At 66.4% G+C, this 15,055-nt stretch carries 14 protein-coding genes and 2 pseudogenes; 5 read left to right on the forward strand and 11 right to left on the reverse strand.

The features are described 5' to 3' along the window. Positions 1-28: 28 nt before the first annotated feature. The 3 genes from ACXAID_RS00380 to ACXAID_RS00390 all read right to left on the reverse strand — a co-directional run bounded on the left by ACXAID_RS00380 (position 29) and on the right by ACXAID_RS00390 (position 3,520). The gene (locus ACXAID_RS00380; RefSeq protein ID WP_475020189.1) at positions 29-1,051 is read right to left on the reverse strand and encodes an ABC transporter permease; all 1,023 of its coding nucleotides are present in this window, start codon (positions 1,049-1,051) and stop codon (positions 29-31) included. 2 nt (positions 1,052-1,053) lie between these two features. Then, a complete protein-coding gene (locus ACXAID_RS00385) occupies positions 1,054-2,661 on the reverse strand; it encodes an ABC transporter substrate-binding protein (protein WP_475020190.1) in 1,608 nt (535 codons plus the stop codon). A gap of 73 nt (positions 2,662-2,734) precedes the next feature. Further along, positions 2,735-3,520 carry an SDR family NAD(P)-dependent oxidoreductase gene (locus ACXAID_RS00390; protein ID WP_475020191.1) on the reverse strand — a complete coding sequence of 262 codons (786 nt, stop codon included), beginning with the start codon at positions 3,518-3,520 and terminating at the stop codon, positions 2,735-2,737. A 139-nt stretch (positions 3,521-3,659) separates the two neighbouring features. Here ACXAID_RS00390 and ACXAID_RS00395 point away from each other — a divergent pair, with 139 nt between their 5' ends. The 3 genes and pseudogenes from ACXAID_RS00395 to ACXAID_RS00405 form a co-directional block, all read left to right on the forward strand. Further along, on the forward strand, positions 3,660-4,847 hold the full coding sequence (locus ACXAID_RS00395) for an LLM class flavin-dependent oxidoreductase (RefSeq protein WP_475020192.1): 1,188 nt from the start codon (positions 3,660-3,662) through the stop codon (positions 4,845-4,847). Next, entirely contained in the window at positions 4,844-5,233 is a 390-nt protein-coding gene (locus ACXAID_RS00400) for a cupin domain-containing protein (RefSeq protein ID WP_475020193.1), read from the forward strand. Before ACXAID_RS00395 ends, ACXAID_RS00400 begins: the two co-directional genes overlap by 4 nt. A 46-nt stretch (positions 5,234-5,279) precedes the next feature. Then, positions 5,280-5,447, forward strand: a pseudogene (locus ACXAID_RS00405) (transposase); the annotation flags it as partial. Between the two features lie 230 nt (positions 5,448-5,677). Here the strand turns inward: ACXAID_RS00405 and ACXAID_RS00410 are convergent. The 7 genes from ACXAID_RS00410 to ACXAID_RS00440 all read right to left on the reverse strand — a co-directional run bounded on the left by ACXAID_RS00410 (position 5,678) and on the right by ACXAID_RS00440 (position 12,026). Continuing rightward, the gene (locus ACXAID_RS00410; RefSeq protein WP_475020194.1) at positions 5,678-6,046 is read right to left on the reverse strand and encodes a nuclear transport factor 2 family protein; all 369 of its coding nucleotides are present in this window, start codon (positions 6,044-6,046) and stop codon (positions 5,678-5,680) included. A 60-nt stretch (positions 6,047-6,106) separates the two neighbouring features. Then, positions 6,107-7,426 (reverse strand): flavin monoamine oxidase family protein, encoded by a 1,320-nt coding sequence (locus ACXAID_RS00415; RefSeq protein WP_475020195.1) that lies wholly within the window; start codon positions 7,424-7,426, stop codon positions 6,107-6,109. A 35-nt stretch (positions 7,427-7,461) separates the two neighbouring features. Beyond that, complete coding sequence (locus ACXAID_RS00420; protein ID WP_475020196.1) at positions 7,462-8,319, reverse strand: SMP-30/gluconolactonase/LRE family protein; 858 nt, start codon at positions 8,317-8,319, stop codon at positions 7,462-7,464. Then, entirely contained in the window at positions 8,316-8,900 is a 585-nt protein-coding gene (locus ACXAID_RS00425; protein ID WP_475020197.1) for an NADPH-dependent FMN reductase, read from the reverse strand. Before ACXAID_RS00425 ends, ACXAID_RS00420 begins: the two co-directional genes overlap by 4 nt. A 66-nt stretch (positions 8,901-8,966) precedes the next feature. After that, positions 8,967-9,623, reverse strand: coding sequence for an aspartate/glutamate racemase family protein (locus ACXAID_RS00430; protein WP_475020198.1), 657 nt, complete (start codon positions 9,621-9,623; stop codon positions 8,967-8,969). A gap of 20 nt (positions 9,624-9,643) precedes the next feature. Beyond that, positions 9,644-10,399: an SDR family NAD(P)-dependent oxidoreductase gene (locus tag ACXAID_RS00435; protein WP_475020199.1), complete on the reverse strand. Its 756-nt coding sequence runs from the start codon at positions 10,397-10,399 to the stop codon at positions 9,644-9,646. A gap of 121 nt (positions 10,400-10,520) precedes the next feature. After that, entirely contained in the window at positions 10,521-12,026 is a 1,506-nt protein-coding gene (locus ACXAID_RS00440) for a PucR family transcriptional regulator (RefSeq protein WP_475020200.1), read from the reverse strand. 442 nt (positions 12,027-12,468) lie between these two features. Between ACXAID_RS00440 and ACXAID_RS00445 the strand changes: the two are divergent. After that, positions 12,469-12,938: pseudogene (locus ACXAID_RS00445) on the forward strand (dihydrofolate reductase family protein); the annotation flags it as partial. Positions 12,939-12,977: 39 nt separating this feature from the next. On the opposite strand, the gene ACXAID_RS00450 reads toward ACXAID_RS00445, so the two are convergent. Continuing rightward, positions 12,978-14,267, reverse strand: a complete 1,290-nt coding sequence (locus ACXAID_RS00450; RefSeq protein WP_475020201.1) for an MFS transporter — start codon at positions 14,265-14,267, stop codon at positions 12,978-12,980. A gap of 277 nt (positions 14,268-14,544) precedes the next feature. Here ACXAID_RS00450 and ACXAID_RS00455 point away from each other — a divergent pair, with 277 nt between their 5' ends. After that, complete coding sequence (locus ACXAID_RS00455) at positions 14,545-15,003, forward strand: hypothetical protein (RefSeq protein WP_475020202.1); 459 nt, start codon at positions 14,545-14,547, stop codon at positions 15,001-15,003. Positions 15,004-15,055: the final 52 nt, after the last annotated feature.

The following is a 15,055-nucleotide window of genomic DNA, read 5'->3' on the forward strand; positions in this document are numbered from 1 at the left end:
GCACCAAAGTATTCGGTATTGACATAGCTCACCTCGGTGCGCGTCGGCGCGGAGTTGCGAGAAGTACGAGCAGGTCTGTGACGATGTTGAGCGTGACGTAGAAGACCGCCAGCAGGATCACGATGAACTGCAGCACGGGGACGTCTCGATTCTGTACCGCGCTGGCCAGCGCCAGCCCGATGCCCGGATACTGGAAGACCGTCTCTACCAGCACGATTCCACCCGCGAGGTAGAGCAGGTTCAGACCGAACACCTGTATCGCCGGTGCGATCGCATTGGGCAGTGCGTGGCGGAACAACAGGCGCCCGGTGCCGACCCCCTTGAGTTGGGCCACCTCCGCATAGTCGCTGTTGAGCGCTTCGATCATCGCGGCTCGCACCATGCGAAACATGTAGGGCACGGTCACGATCACGAGTGTCAGAGCCGGCAGGACGAGTTTGATCGGCTGGTCCCAGATGCGGTCCTCGGGCGGGATGATCGATACCGCAGGAAACCAGCTGACGATGCCGAGCGAGAAGACGAAGATCGCGAAGACACCGACAACGAATTCGGGCACTGCGCTGATCACGAGTGCGAGCGCGGAAGCGGTGTCGTCGAAGAGGCCGTCGCGGCGGTACGCGGCGACCACGCCCCCGACGATGCCGACCGTGGTCGACACCAGCGCGACGACGGACACCAGCACCGCCGAGTTCTGCAGGCGCGGAAGCACCAGGTCGGTCACCGGCCCGCGAGTGGTCAGCGAATCCCCGAAGTCGCCCGAGACGAAATCTCCGAACCAAGAGAGCAATCCGGGAACCAGCGACTGATCGAGTCCCAACTCAGCGCGCATCGCCGCCAGCGCTTGAGGCGTCGCGTACTGCCCGAGCACAGCTGCCGCGGCATCGCCGGGGAGGATACGCGTCGCCAGATAGGTGACGACGCCGACGAGCGCCACCGACATCAGGCCCAACGGGATTCGCCACACCAGCAGGTCGCGGACCGGCTGCGGCGCGCGGGAACCCGGTGTCGCCGGCGAGGCACCCTCGGTGACGGCCGCCTGTGCACCGCTCATCGTCAGCCCGCGAGCCAGATGTTCTGCCAACTGCCGCCGTTGATCGGTATGCCGGTGATGTTCTCGGTGACCCCCCCGACGCCGGCGGTCATGCCTTCGATCCCGGGGAAGTAGACAGGAATGATGTAGCCGCCTTGTTCCCAGTCGAACCTGAGCAGTTCGCGCACCAGCTTATTCCGCTCGTCCGGGTCGACGGCCACCAGTGCCCGTTCGTAGATGCCCTGCCATTGCGCGTTGGTCTGGTGGACCTCGTTGAACGGCGCGTCTTTGGCAATGCCCTGCTCCGCAGAAGTCAGATAGGAGCTGGTGTTCCAGAAGCTCTGCGCGAATGGCACCTTCGAGTACGACTGAGACCAGAACTGGGTCGGATCCTGTGTGTTGATCCGCACGCTCACCCCGGCTTCCTCGGCCTGGGTGGCGAACACGCTGGCCATGGCCTCCGCGCCCGGGCCGACCGCCGATGAGTAGAGCTCGACCTGAAGATCCGGGTGACCGGCGGCGCTCAGCAGCGACCTGGCTTGGTCCAGGTCTTGTTCGCGCTGGGGGTTCGCCCCTTCGTACGCCGGATCGATCGCGCCGAAGGTGTCGTTTCCGATCGCGCCCAGGCCGCCATAGATCTGGGAGTTCATATCCTCGCGGTTGACGAGCAGGCGTAGCGCCTGGCGCACACGGACGTCGCTGAACGGGGCGGTATCCACTCGCATCGTCAGGGGCACGAAGCCGCGGGTCTTGGAGATGACGACCTTGCCGCCGGCCTGTTCGACCAGGCCGACCGACGTCGACGAGAGCTGGTCCACCAGGTCAACCTGACCGGATTGCAGCGCGTTGACCTGTGCCGTCTCGTCGGCGAAATTGATGATCACCACTTCATCGAGATACGGCTGGCCGTTCTGCCAGTACCCGTCGAAGCGGGGGAACTTCGACTGCTGGCCTGGGGTGAAAGAGCCGAAACGGAACGGGCCGGTGCCCACCGGCTTCGCGGGGTCGTAGCCCTCCGGAACGATGCGGGTGGCAAAGACGTCGGCCAGACCTTCAACAAGGATGCCATACGGCGCGTGAAACGGTATGCGCAGTGTGCGATCGTCCATCGCCTTCGCGCTAGCCAAGTCGATCGGACCCATTGTGCTGAAGCCGGGGAAGCCGTTGTGTTCGATGCGCTGCAGCGAGAAGAGAACATCGGCGGCGGTCAGCGCCTTACCGTTGTGGAACGTGATGTCTGGTTTGACGCGAATGGTCCACTCAGAGGCATCCGCATTGGGCTCGATGGACTCTGCGAGAATCAACTCTGGGCTGCCGTTGTCGCCGCTCATCCGGACAAGTTGCTCGAATATTGCGCCCACCCGAATGAAATCCATTGTTGTGAGCGGATTCTGCGCATCGAGCGTGTCCCCGGTGCCGCCGGAGGTCGCGCCGACACGTAGCGTGCCGCCCCGGGTGGGGCTTCCCGAGGTACCTGTGGCCGAGCCGGCATCGGTGCCGGAGCCGCCGCAGGCGGCGAGGCCACCGGAGCCCAGGGCCAATGCGGCGACCCCGCCGACTTGGAGCAGCCGCCGGCGGCTGATCACGTTGAAGGGTCGATCAGGGTACGAGGGACGGCGATCCGGTGTCATCCGCAACACTCCATGTTCATTCGTTGTGGCTTCGGTGCTTGGGAACTGGCGGCGGCACTGCAGCCCAGCTGATTCAGGTGAGATTGATGCCGCCGTCGACGAGAAGGTCGCAACCTGTGGTGTACGAGGATTCGTCCGAGGCAAGAAAGGCGATGGTCTTCGCGATCTCAGCGGGGCGTGCCATCCGTCGCAACGGGATCTTCGCTACGTCGTTGGCGACACGCTCGGGCTCGGTCCGCTCTGCGTATTCGACCTGGGGGGTCCGCACGTAGCCCGGTGACACCGAGTTCACCCGGACACCGTGTCGGCCGAGGTTCATCGCCGCGTTGCGGGTGATGCCCAGTACCGCCGCCTTAGTGGCGACGTATGCGATGAACCCGTTCTCCGTGCCGCCCCGATGGGCCCAGGACGACGCGATATTGATGATGGACCCGCCCCCCTGCGCCCTCATGCCCGGTAGGACGGCTTGCATGCCCAGCACAATTCCGGTCTGGTTGACCGCGACGACACGGTTCCACTCGTCGAGGCTCACGTCACCGACGGCGGCCGGCGAGCTGACGCCGGCGTTGTTGACGAGAACATTGATCGAGCCCCAAGCCGGTTCGACACTGGCAATGACTGCAGCCCAGTCCTTCTCGCGGGCTACATCGAGGTGTCGGTAGACGACTTCCAGACCCTCGGCGTCGAGTTGCTCTGCCAGGGCCTCGCCCTGCTCGTCGAGCACATCGGTGGCAATGACGCGCGCACCCTCGCGGGCAAGCAGATCCGTGTGCGCCGCCCCCTGTCCTTGTGCGGCTCCGGTGACGAGCGCGACCTTGCCCTGCAGCCGATTGACCATGGCGAACAGTGTTCCGGCCAACCGACCCGTGCACCATTGTGCGCGGACATGGACCACCGGATCCGCGCTATCTCCGAATCTAGGGGCTGTACGCATCCACAGCCAACCCGCTGATCTTTGAGCTTGGCCCCAATTGTGCAGAAGCGTCCACTCATCGACCTTGGGTTGGTATCGCCGAACCACGGAGAAGGAATCGAACGACGCCATGGATCTTGGACTCTTCAGCCCGCCGTACGCGCAGGCGTACGTGGACGGCCGCCGTACGTTACGGGAAGTGATCGAGTGGGACCTCCATATCGCCAGGTGGGCTGATGAATACGGCCTTGCGGAGCAGTTCTTTGCCGAACACCACACCATTGGTCACGAGCCCAACCCCGCGCCGGATCTTATGATTGCCGCCGCCGCACGAGAGACGGAGCGCTTGCGCCTCGGAGCCGCCGCCCACCTGCTGCCATATCACAATCCGATGGCGTTGGCGTCCCGGTTGATGTACCTCGACCACATGACGGGTGGGCGTTACATCGCTGGCTTCGCGCCCGGCTCGTTCCCGACCGACGGCCAGTATTTCGGTGTAGGACAGGGAAACGCCAAGATGATGGACGAGGCCATCGACATCATCGAGGCCATCTGGACCCGTCCCGGCCCTTTCCGTATCGAAGGCGAGTTCTGGACCGTCGACGTGCCGGAATACTCCGAGCAGTGGAATGGACCGCATCTCAGACCTTTTCAGCAGCCACGTCCCGAAGTTGTGATGACCGGAGTGCAGCCCACCTCGCCCACGTTCACTGACGCCGCTCGGCGCGGATTCTCACCGATGAGCCAGCAGGTCGGCATCGCTGCGCTGCGCCAGCAGTGGGAGACCTACTCAAGGGCGGCTGTGGCGGCCGGCCACCAGCCAAATCGGGCGAACTGGCGAATCATGCGCGACGTGTTCGTCGCCGAAACCGACGGTGAGGCGCGGCGGTTGTTCCTGGAGGGACCGGCCGGCCGCACCTGGGAAGAGTTGGTGCTCCCCACGTTCCGGGTGGTCCGCGACCGCGGGGGTAGGCCGTACGCGCTCGGCGAACTGCTGTTGGATCCAGGAATGACCCTCGACGAGCTGACTATCGAGTGGATGGTCGACCACTTCTTCATCATCGGCTCCCCCGACACCGTTGTCGAGAAGATCACCCAGTTCAACGACGATCTCGGCGGTGTCGGCGCGCTGCTGTCGTTCACGTTCGACTTCAGCCGCGACCCGGAGCCCTACCGGCGTCACCTCGAACTCCTGGGCCGTGAGGTCGGCCCCCGGATCGCTGCACTGGGACCGCGTAACACCACTAGCGCAGTTGTGGCCAGCAACGCATGACCGCCGCTTCGAATCCCGGGGCAACGCCGGCGATCGTCTACGACCCCGCACCTGAGTTCTTGGAACTGACGGTACGCGGACCGCGCACCCCGGTTCACACCGGTACACCGATCGAGTCGGTTCACGTGCTGCACAGCGATGCGGGTGGACGCAGCGGTGTCTGGGAGTGCACGCCTGGCAGTTTCGACTCCGCCCGTAACGGTGACAACGAGCTGATGTTCTTTCTCGCCGGTTCGGGAACGATCACTACCGCCGACGGAACCGCCCATGAGATCCGTCCCGGTGTCGTGCTCGTCGCACCGGACGGCTGGCGGGGCACCTGGGACATCCGCGAGACGGTGCGCAAGGTCTACACCATCTGGAATAGCGGGCCCAACTACGACTAGGGCGTGTCTGACAATAGTTTCGGGTGTTGTGCCTGAGGCTTGAGGGATGTCGTGGTTTCGGTTGTTGTCCGATGAGCAGTGGGCGTTGATCGAGGGTCTGTTGCCGGGTCCGACGGGTAAGCGGGGCAGGCCTTTCCGTGATGCTCGGTCGATGGTGGAGGGCATCATCTACCGGTACCGGTGTGGGATCGCCTGGCGTGATGTGCCCGTGCCCGCGGCGCCACGAACCTCACTCGCCACACAGGAGGCTGGGTCGAATTACACCAATCCAGGCATCGAGCCGCCTGATCACGGCATCGGCCGTCTGGCTGCCCCATTTGTCAGACACGCCCTAGCCCCGCTGCGAGAGCGCGGAGAGGGCGTTGTGCAATCTGGACGCCGCCCTTTCGCGGTCGGCGGACAGCGGGATGTCGGACGTCGCCCTCCTCGAAGTTGGTGCTCAGCTCAATCCGTCACCGGTGCTGGCGCTTCCTCATACGAGCGAACCGCCGTGAATTTGCCGTTCTCGATCTCGACGATGTTCACGCCCTGCAGTGCGAACCGCTTGCCGTCCGGGTCTTTCATCCGGGCACGGAACTCAATGACGGCAGATGTCTCGCCGTCGCCCCACTCGTCCAGAATGTCGACCTCGAGTTCGGGGAACGCTCGGAAGAATTCCTCAGTCATTCCGCGAATTCCGGCGTGGCCCTGCACCAGAGGCTTACCAGTCGGCAGGAAGGTAGCGTCTGGGTGGAAGTGGCTCAACAGGCCGTCGATGTCGTGCCGGCATTCGGCGTCCCACACGGCGGCCTGCAGGTCGCGGGCGAGGCTCATGAAGGGTCTCCATTCGTAACAGGGTGAGAATCTTTCGGCCGTGCGGATGCTCGAAGGCGTTCAATCCTGCGCGAGGATGGTCGCAAGCCGCATCGCGGCGGTGCCGCCGGTGGCTACCGCGCCCTCCATCCAGCCGCGGAACGCGTGCGCGATGTCAGATCCGGCGAACACCAGCCGGTCCTCGGTGGCCTCCAGTGCCGAGGCGTACTTGGACAACAAACCGGCGGGTGCGGCGCACCATGTGCCCTTGGAGTACGGGTCGGCCAGCCAGTCGTAGCCGTCGACCTTGAGGACACCCGCCTCGGGGACGTATCGACGCACCGCCGCCTCCATCTCGCCGCGGTTCAGTATGTCCAGCGGACGCTCCTGGGTGGAGAATCCGACGACCAGGTCGCCGCCCAGATCCGTTTCATCGGCCGGGTAGTCGGTGAAGAACACGTCGATCGGTTCGGTGTGCTCGCCGATGGCGAGGAGCTTCGGCGGCAACCCCGTAACCAGCGCCCAGAGTTTCTTCGCGGCACCGGACTGGCCCATCGCCACACCGGCAGCCTTTTCCGGCGACAGCGCCGGAGTGAACGCCAGGTCGGGCAAACAGTTCAGCGGCAGCGCGATCACCGCGCCGCGCCCGTGCAGCACCTCCCCGCCCGCGGTGTGTACCTCAACACGGTCGGCTGCCTGCGTGACCGCGGTGACCGGAGTCGACAACAGTAGTTCGGCGCCGGAATCGTCGAGCATTCGCTGCAGTAGGTCGGTGGTGCCTGCGGCGAATCGGTGTGTGGGCGTGCTCCCGATCGCCAGCGGGTCGTCGTTCAGGTTGGGAATCCAAGCCATCAGGTGCAGCGCGGAGAGCTGCGACTCGTGACAGCCTGTCTCCTGGCGCACCCATGCGCCCATCAGCTCGCGGAGTGTCACCGACAAGCCGAAGCTGTCGAGGTAGCCGTCGAGCGGGACGTCGAGATCGGCAACGTTCTGCAGGTCCAACGGCAGCGTCGGGTCGATTCGCCGCACCTGTGCAGAGACCTCCTCGACGAATCCTTTGAGCGCGAGCTCATCCTCGGCGGAGATCGGGCAGTTCGCATGGCTGCGAACGCCGTCGAGTAGGGACACGTGGTTTTCGGCCTGGGGGCTCTGTGACAGCTCTACGCCATAGCGCTGCACCTCGGCCATCAGCGCGGTGTTCGCCTCTGGATCGAGCCAGTTACCGCCCATCTCGACCGGGAAGTCGGTATCGGCGAACGGCCGGAACCAGACCCGGCCACCGATGCGGTCGCGCGCCTCGACGATCAGAACCTTCTTGCCTGCCTTGGCGAGATCGCGGGCGGCCGTCATCCCCGCGAACCCGGCACCGATCACCAGCGCGTCGTAGGTGTCACCGTTCATCTGCAGGTCCTTCCGTTGTGGTGCAAGGTCTCAGGTCAATCCAGCCCGATCGGCAGGTGCAGCGGCGCCCCACGCACACCGGGGTCGCACGCGGTCACCGCCAGCGTGCCGAGCGAGGCCAGGGCGAGTACGTCCAGCTCGGGCCCGGCGAATGCCAGGTTCGTCGGCGTCGGTGCGTACACACCGGACCAGTCGTCCACAACGATGTCGAGTTCGCCACCCGGGGATAGTCGGTACACCCGATTGGGTTGCCAGCAGCCGATCCACAGGCCGCCGTCGGCGTCGAATGCGATACCGTCGGGTACCGCGCGGTCGAGCACGACGACCGGTTCAGGTTCCCCGCCGGCAAGCGGCATCCGTACGATACGCGGCCAGGTCGACTCGACCGCATACAGCCAATCGTCTTTCAAGGCAAGGCCATTGGCGAAGTGCAGCCCCTCTTCGAGTACCCGTTCGGTGGTGCCGTCCGGGTCGATTCGCACAATCCCCCCGGCCGCACGGCCCCAGTCCCCGGAGTCTGACACCCACAGTCGACCCTCACCGTCGAACACCGGGTAGTTCGGGTAGCCGATCGGGGCGCCGTAGCGCCGGATGCGGCCGTCGGTGTCGATCTTCTGGATGCACCCGTTGCCGACATCACAGACGTAGACAGCGCCCACGCCGTCGAGTGCAAGGCCGAGCATGGAGCCCCCGGGCACGGTGCACACGGTTTCGAAAGTTCCGCCGTCGAGCCCGAACCGGTACAGCTGGCCGCCCTCGCCACCCGCGTAGAGCATCTGGTCGGCCGGGGACCAGCACACGCCCTCGGGGTGCTGCAGGCCCTCCACCAGGGTGCGCAGACCGGGGCCGGTCACCGATGCGGGAACGCCGGTTGTCGTCTGCGGTTCGGTCACGATGCGGCTCCGACGATGCTCGCGGCCCGCTGCCAGTGGGCCAGATCGACGACCTGGCCGACAAGTATGCCGAGCTGCGCTGCGGCGGCGGCGACCGGATCGACGTCGTCCACCGGGGTCGAGTTGATGGTGACGCCCAGCGGCGTCGGCCAGCCCCGCAGCGCGTGGACAGTCGAGCGCAGCGCCGCCAGCGTCGTCGCCGTCGCCTGCCACCCCGCCGCACAGACGATGCAGCCGACCGCGCGGCCGTCGAGGTACGGTCGTCGGTCGGTTCGCAGCTCCTCCAGGTGGTCCAGCGCGTTCTTGATCAGGCCCGATGGCCCGCCGTGGAATGCCGGGCTGGCGATGATCACCCCGTCGGCGTGGCGGATGAGATCAAGCAGGCGGTCGGCATGCGGCGACGGCGACCCACGCTCCGGTGCGTAGGCGGGTAGGTTCAGTTCGTCGGCCAGGACGATGTCGGTCTGAGCGCCGGCATGCTCGGCGAGATCCAGCGCGGCGCGCAGGGCGCGTTCCGACGACGAGCCCGCGCGGGTGGTGCCACCGAAACCGACGATCCGCGGGTTCCATTCAAACTCCACGTCACCATCGTGGAGGAATCGGTTGTCCTGCACCATTGTCGCGTCACACCAACCTCGGTCGTACACTCATCGCTGCATACAAGCCAGCTCGGCGAGCTGCTCCATCGCCAGCCGTGGGCTCGACAGCACAGGCGTCTGGGCGGGCACTCCGGCGGCGATCCGGGCCATCGACGCCTGCGCAAGCACCACCACGTCGCTCTCACCGGCCAACCGGCCCAGTTCGTCGGCCACGATCGAGTCGTGTCGCGCGCATTCGCCGCGGCCCAGCGCGGCGAATGCCCCCTCGCAGAGTCGGGAGACGACGGCGACCTCCCGGCCGGTCTGGCGTGCGGCGGCCTCGATGACTTCGGTAGTGGGCACCAGCGTCGTCGGCAGGGTAGCCAGCACGCCGACCCGCGAGCCGAGCGCCACGGCGCGTTCGGCCATGGCGCGGTCGACCCGCAGCACGGGCACGTCGGCACCCGCGGCGATCTCGTCGACCACACCGCCCACCGACGAGCAGGTCACCAGCACGGCATCGACACCGAAGTCGACGAGGGCAGTGACGTGGCCATGTAGCCGGTCACGGGTCATATCGTCGACGGCACCGTCGCGGACCGTCCGCTTGAGCAGGAGTTCATCGGCGATGACGGCCGTCCCGACACCGGGCAGCAATTCAGCGGCGAGGTCGTTGAACGTCGGTGCCAGCGCGGCGACGGTGTGGACGAAGCCGATACTGTGCATGGGGGTCTCCGTTCCGTGGATCAGTAGCATTCGGCGAGCAGCCCGCCGTCGACGACGAGTGCTTCGCCGGTGACGAAGGCGGCGTCCTCCGAGGCGAGGAACAGCACCGCTCGGGCGACCTCGCGCGGCTTTCCGATCCGGCCGAGCGGGTACTCGGCCTCGGCCTGTGCGCGTAGCGCGGCGGGGTCGGCCGCCGCGGCGAAGTACGCCTCGACCATCTCGGTCTGTATGTCGCCGGGACACACCGTGTTGCAACGGATCTTGTCGCGCCCGTACTTCACTGCGGCTGATTTGGTCATGGCGAGGACCCCGCCCTTGGCGGCGCCGTAGGCGGCGAGCATGGGGTCACCGGTCAGGGCGAGCACGGAGGAGACGTTGACGATCGCGCCGCCGCCGGCACTACGCATCACCCGGATTGCGTGTTTGCAGCCGAAGAACGGGCCCTTGAGGTTGACCGCGAGTACCCGGTCGAGCTGCTCCTCGGTGGTGTCGGCCAGCTCCTGCTCGACCTGGATGGCGGCGTTGTTGACCATGACGTCGAGCCGTCCGAACCGGTGCACAGCGTCGTCGACGAGCGCGGCGACCTGCGACTCCTTGGAGACGTCGGTGTGGCGGTAGACGCCGATGCCGTCCATGACCGCTGCGCCCGCCCCGTCGTTGACGTCGCAGCCGAGGACGTGCGCACCCTCGGCGGCGAATTCGCGGGCCAACGCAGTCCCCAGGCCGGAGGCGACCCCGGTGACGATGACACTGCGTCCTTCGAATGACGTGCTCATGAATGCTTCCCGTCGTTGCCCATCGGTGGCAGCCTGCCAGTCCGACTCGTTGCTGACCACTGTGTCCTGAGATGACCCGAATGCCACGATCGGTGCGCGAAGACAAGCGCCGGTTCTGAACTCAAGTGGCCCGGGAAAGCGCCAGTGCTCGCAGCGCGAACCAGAGTTCGCTGACATCGCCGGTCGACCGCATCGAGCGGCCCGTCAGGTCCTGGATCCGCGCGATCCGGTAGTTGACAGTCTGGGTGTGAATGAAAAGCAGTCCGCCGGCCCGGCTCGGTGAGCGGTCGCACTCCAGGTACGCCTGCAGAGTGTTGATCAGATCGGTGCCCTGCTCGCGGTCATATTCGATGAGCGGGCCCAGGACCCGGTCGGCGGCCAGCTCGGACTCGGCCAGCGTGCGGGGCAGGAACGACGGACTGCTGTCGCCGTACAGCGCCAGCGCTGAGCCGTCCGGACTGATGGTCTCCAGTGCCCACCGTGCTTGGCGAACAGCATCGCCGAGGTTGCCCGCCTCGGCGAACTGGTCACTCAGCCCGGCGCGCCACCGTTCCTGCACGGTGCGTTCCTCGAAGTCCGCCTGAGCAACGTCGCCAGACCGGAACACCGCGACGGCTATTTGGCCGATCTCGCCGAGCAGGAAAGGAATGCCACGGAGCAGCCATCGGCGTGCGAGCCTGTCGATCGAGTCGGGACGGCCGTCGACGGCCAGTATGCGCAGGTCGCCCTGGAGTCGGCGGCTGTGGAAGAGCGCCGTGAGGACGGCAGGCTCAAGCCGGCCGTTCAGTGCGTCGTTCAGCAACCCGGCGCCGGAGCGGCGAGAGCGCTCCACGGCCGCGTCGACACGGCCGATCTCCAATGCGCATGCGGCGGCGATCTGTTGGAGGACCGCGAGCCTGGGCTGTGAATCGCCCTCTGGAAACGCAACGAGGCACGCAGACCGATGGCTCGGGATCGGCATCGTCAGCGCTGTCCTGTCGCCGACGTTCAGCGTCATGACGAACGGCGGTCGGCCGGACGAGCGCCGGACCTCGGCGTCGTAGGCTGCCTTCCACTCGTCGCCCGGAATGTCTCTGTCGCGGATGAGCGGCTCCCACATTTCGGGGTCGACGAGGTGCAGGGTGCAATTCACCACCCGGCTGAGCCGGTCGACGAACTCGGTGCCCGCCAGTGTCTCGCGTAGGCTGGCCATCACTTCGCCGTTGACCCTGGCGATCTGCGTGAAGGACTGGTCTTCACCCCGGGCGTTGGCTGCGGCGACGAACCGCACGTACTGCGCGAAGCCGACCGCGTGCGCGCCGTCGATCACCGGGAACCCCACCCGATCGGCGGTTGCGAGCATCTCCTCGGAGAGATGCGGACGACGTCGATCCTCCCCGATCACGATGCCGCTGAGCCCCGCCTCGAGCATGTTCTCCACAAACTCGACCTGTGCCGCCGGTTCTTCAGGAACGATGTAGCCGCAGGTCAGCACGAGATCGCCCGGTTCCAGCCAATTCCACGGGTCGAAGGCGTCGCTGACATGTGCCCAGGTCACCCGGCGGTCGAGGCCCGCCTGCCCGGCGAGCAGTGTGGCTTGGAGATGTCGAAGCTCGACTACGTCGCGGACGCTGACCCCGCCGGGCACGGTGGTGGTTCTGAGTGGGCGCTGCGCCACGGGTCCGAGGCTCGGTCGAGGTGCGGCCGCAGTCACGGCCGGCCCGCTGCGGTGCACGGGAAGGATCGGCGCAGTTCGGGCCGATGGGGACAGTCCCGCTCAGCCGGTCGTGGTTGCCGACAAGGGCGTGATTGAGCGCATCGAGACCCTGTGGGGACAGGACGCAGCCTGTGCCGCGCGACGCCACTCATCGCCTCAGCCTAACTCGCCTCAGCCCGGCCGTACTTGTGTTGTGACACAGAAGGTGGGGCAAGAACTGTGTTGACATCTAAGTATGCGGGTGGGAGATGGCATTTTCCGAGGGGTCGGCCCACCCCGCGACCAGTGTGGAACACGGCGGAATCGAATACGGCTGGGTGATTGTCTGGATGGTGCCGCGACGAATTCCGATCTTCGGCGCAGTCTGTCCTGCATGGGCAGACTCAGCTATGGCTTCAACGCGTCGGTGGACGGGTACATCGCCGACGCACAAGGCAGCATCGACTGGTCCCCTCCGAGCGATGAACTGCACCAGTACTGGAACGATTTCGAGCGGGCGACCGCCCTGTCGTTCTACGGGCGGCGGCTCTACGAACTGATGTCCGGGTACTGGCCCACCGCCGACCAGGCCGCCGATGCCACCCCGTTGATGGTTGACTTCGCGCGCATCTGGCGGGACATGCCTAAGGTCGTGTTCTCGCGCACCCGGATTTCGTCGGCTGGAACTCCCGACTGGAACGCGGCGACCCGGTCGCGGTGGTGACGAAGCTCAACGCCGAAACCGACGGTCGGCTGGAGGTGGCCGGCGCAGCTCTGGCCGCGCCGATCGTGCGGGCCGGGTTGGTGGACGAGTACCGCACCTTCCCGGGCGGGACGGTCCTGCTGCGCTACGAGGCCATACACCGACTGATCGAACATGCACAGGTCCGGATCCACCCCGATTCACGCCTCGTCCGGGGGCGCCGAGGCGACCTCGGCGGCGCGTGCACTGTCGGCGGTTTCGGGTACCCCGACAGCGAACACGACGAGCGCCAACACAGCGATGCCGGAGAGGACGAGCAGGGCGGCGTGGAAGTCGGCTGCCACGGTGACGAATCCGGCCAGACTCGGACTCAGCGCGGCGCCGATACCCTGGATCGTTGTGGCCGCGCCCAGTGCCAGGTTGAAATGACCTGTGCCGCGGGTGAGGTCGGCGATCACCAGCACGAACATCGCCCCGAAGATGCCGGCGCCGACGCCGTCGAGCACCTGGACCGCCACGATGTAGTACGGATGATCGGACAGGGTGAACATCACCCCGCGGATGGGCAGGACGATGAAGGCGGCCAGGAAGATCGGTTTGCGCCCCCATTCCTTGCCCTTCTTCGCGACCATGATCGCCATCGGGATCATCACCAGCTGCGCGACGATGATCAGCGCGGCTTGGTAGAGCGTGCCCTGCTGGCGGTTCTGCATCGCCAGTTCCTGGCCGGTCAGCGGGAGCATCGCAGCGTTGGCGAGTTGCCACAACAACGCCGCGGCGCACAGCGCCAGCAGTGGGCGGGAGCGCAGCAGCACACCGAAGCCTGACGGTTTTTTCGTTGTCGTGTGGTGGTCCTGCGCTCCGCCAGGGGTCAGTCCCCGCGCGGCGTCGTTGTCGATCAGCCGCGGGTTGATCAGCAACGTCACCGCCACCACCAATACGCTGGTCGCGGCGGCGAACCAGAACCCGGCCTTCACGGTGAGCAGGTATCCGGCGATGCCGAACACCAACGCCCCCACCACGTTTCCGAGGTGGTTGAAGGCGTTCATCCGGCCGACGCGGTAGGTGTAGGCGGCCGCGCCGACCAGTCCGAGTGCGACCGCGGCGATCGCGGGCGGGAACACCGCGCCTGCCACCCCGGTCGTCACCTGGGCGACGGTGATTGCCAGGAAGCTCGGGTTCACCGTGACCAGAAGCGCGCCGACCGCGGTCGCCACCGCTGCGACGATGATCAGGCTGCGCTTGTGTGCGGTCTGGTCGATCAGTCCGCCGATCGGGGTCTGCACGAGCAGGCCCACCAAACCCCCGATGGTCAGCACGAGTCCGATATCGGCCGGGTCCCAGCCGGGGATGGTCAACAGGTAGATGCCGAGGAACGGTCCCAACCCGGCCTGGACGTCCGCCAGGAAGAAGTTCAGCCCGTCCAGCGCCCCGAGCGAGCGGCCCTTGCCTGCAGGATCGTGGGCCGCGGGCGTGGTGGCCTCCCCCATCGTCGGTCACCCGTCCGTCCTCGTAGGCCTGTCGCATGGCGTTGTGTGCGTCGCGACACGCGAGCGTCAGCGGCTCAACAGTATCGGCACGCCGGACGGGGGCGCAGCGCATGGCCGTGGCATTCGGGAAGTGGCAGCCCAGCAGGGCGCGATGATGGTACCACCAAATGCTCACGGGTCTCACACGGACCACATAGCTCACACGTAGACAACTTCCCTAATTTTCCCATGTCGGGGACGTCAATTTCACGATCCAGGCTAGGAATGAGGAGTTGTCATGAAGGTCACGACGATCGGATACGGGTCGGCGATCGCCGCCGTTCTCGCGTTGGGAGGTCTGGGCGTGGGAGCAGGGCTTGCTGCCGCACAGCCCGGTCCGCCTCCCCCGCCCTGCCCGGGGCAGTTCTCCGGCATGGGCGGCCAGGGTCAGATGGGTGGACCCGGGCTGATGGGCGGCCAAGGGCCGATCCTGGGACAGATCGGCAACGGCAGGATCGCAGAGCGGCTGATCGGCGACGGGTTTCCCGGAGCCGGCCTGTTCAACGGCGTGGGTCTGCCGGGGATCATCGGTGATGGTCTGGCGAATGGCGCCGGCCTGCAGGGGATGCCGCCGGGCTTGAACAGCGGGCCCGGATTCTGTCCGGTTCCCGGGCTCCAGCAGGGGCCCGGGGGTGGCGCTGCCATGCCGGGCGCAATGGCGGGAGCGGTTGGTGGGCCCGGCGGCTTCGGACCCTAGTTCGGGCCGGAGGCATCGGTGTTGAGGCCCCGTCCAGGGGGGCACCCTCTCG

It is taken from the genome of Mycobacterium sp. ABE4_509 (assembly GCF_056160785.1).

Bases quoted from the DNA above. Each gene is read 5' to 3' on its own strand.
- ACXAID_RS00380 (WP_475020189.1), bottom strand. From the start codon at position 1,051: ATGAGCGGTGCACAGGCGGCCGTCACCGAGGGTGCCTCGCCGGCGACA.
- ACXAID_RS00385 (WP_475020190.1), bottom strand. From the start codon at position 2,661: ATGACACCGGATCGCCGTCCCTCGTACCCTGATCGACCCTTCAACGTG.
- ACXAID_RS00400 (WP_475020193.1), top strand. From the start codon at position 4,844: ATGACCGCCGCTTCGAATCCCGGGGCAACGCCGGCGATCGTCTACGAC.
- ACXAID_RS00410 (WP_475020194.1), bottom strand. From the start codon at position 6,046: ATGAGCCTCGCCCGCGACCTGCAGGCCGCCGTGTGGGACGCCGAATGC.
- ACXAID_RS00415 (WP_475020195.1), bottom strand. From the start codon at position 7,426: ATGAACGGTGACACCTACGACGCGCTGGTGATCGGTGCCGGGTTCGCG.
- ACXAID_RS00430 (WP_475020198.1), bottom strand. From the start codon at position 9,623: ATGCACAGTATCGGCTTCGTCCACACCGTCGCCGCGCTGGCACCGACG.
- ACXAID_RS00435 (WP_475020199.1), bottom strand. From the start codon at position 10,399: ATGAGCACGTCATTCGAAGGACGCAGTGTCATCGTCACCGGGGTCGCC.
- ACXAID_RS00450 (WP_475020201.1), bottom strand. From the start codon at position 14,267: ATGGGGGAGGCCACCACGCCCGCGGCCCACGATCCTGCAGGCAAGGGC.
- ACXAID_RS00455 (WP_475020202.1), top strand. From the start codon at position 14,545: ATGAAGGTCACGACGATCGGATACGGGTCGGCGATCGCCGCCGTTCTC.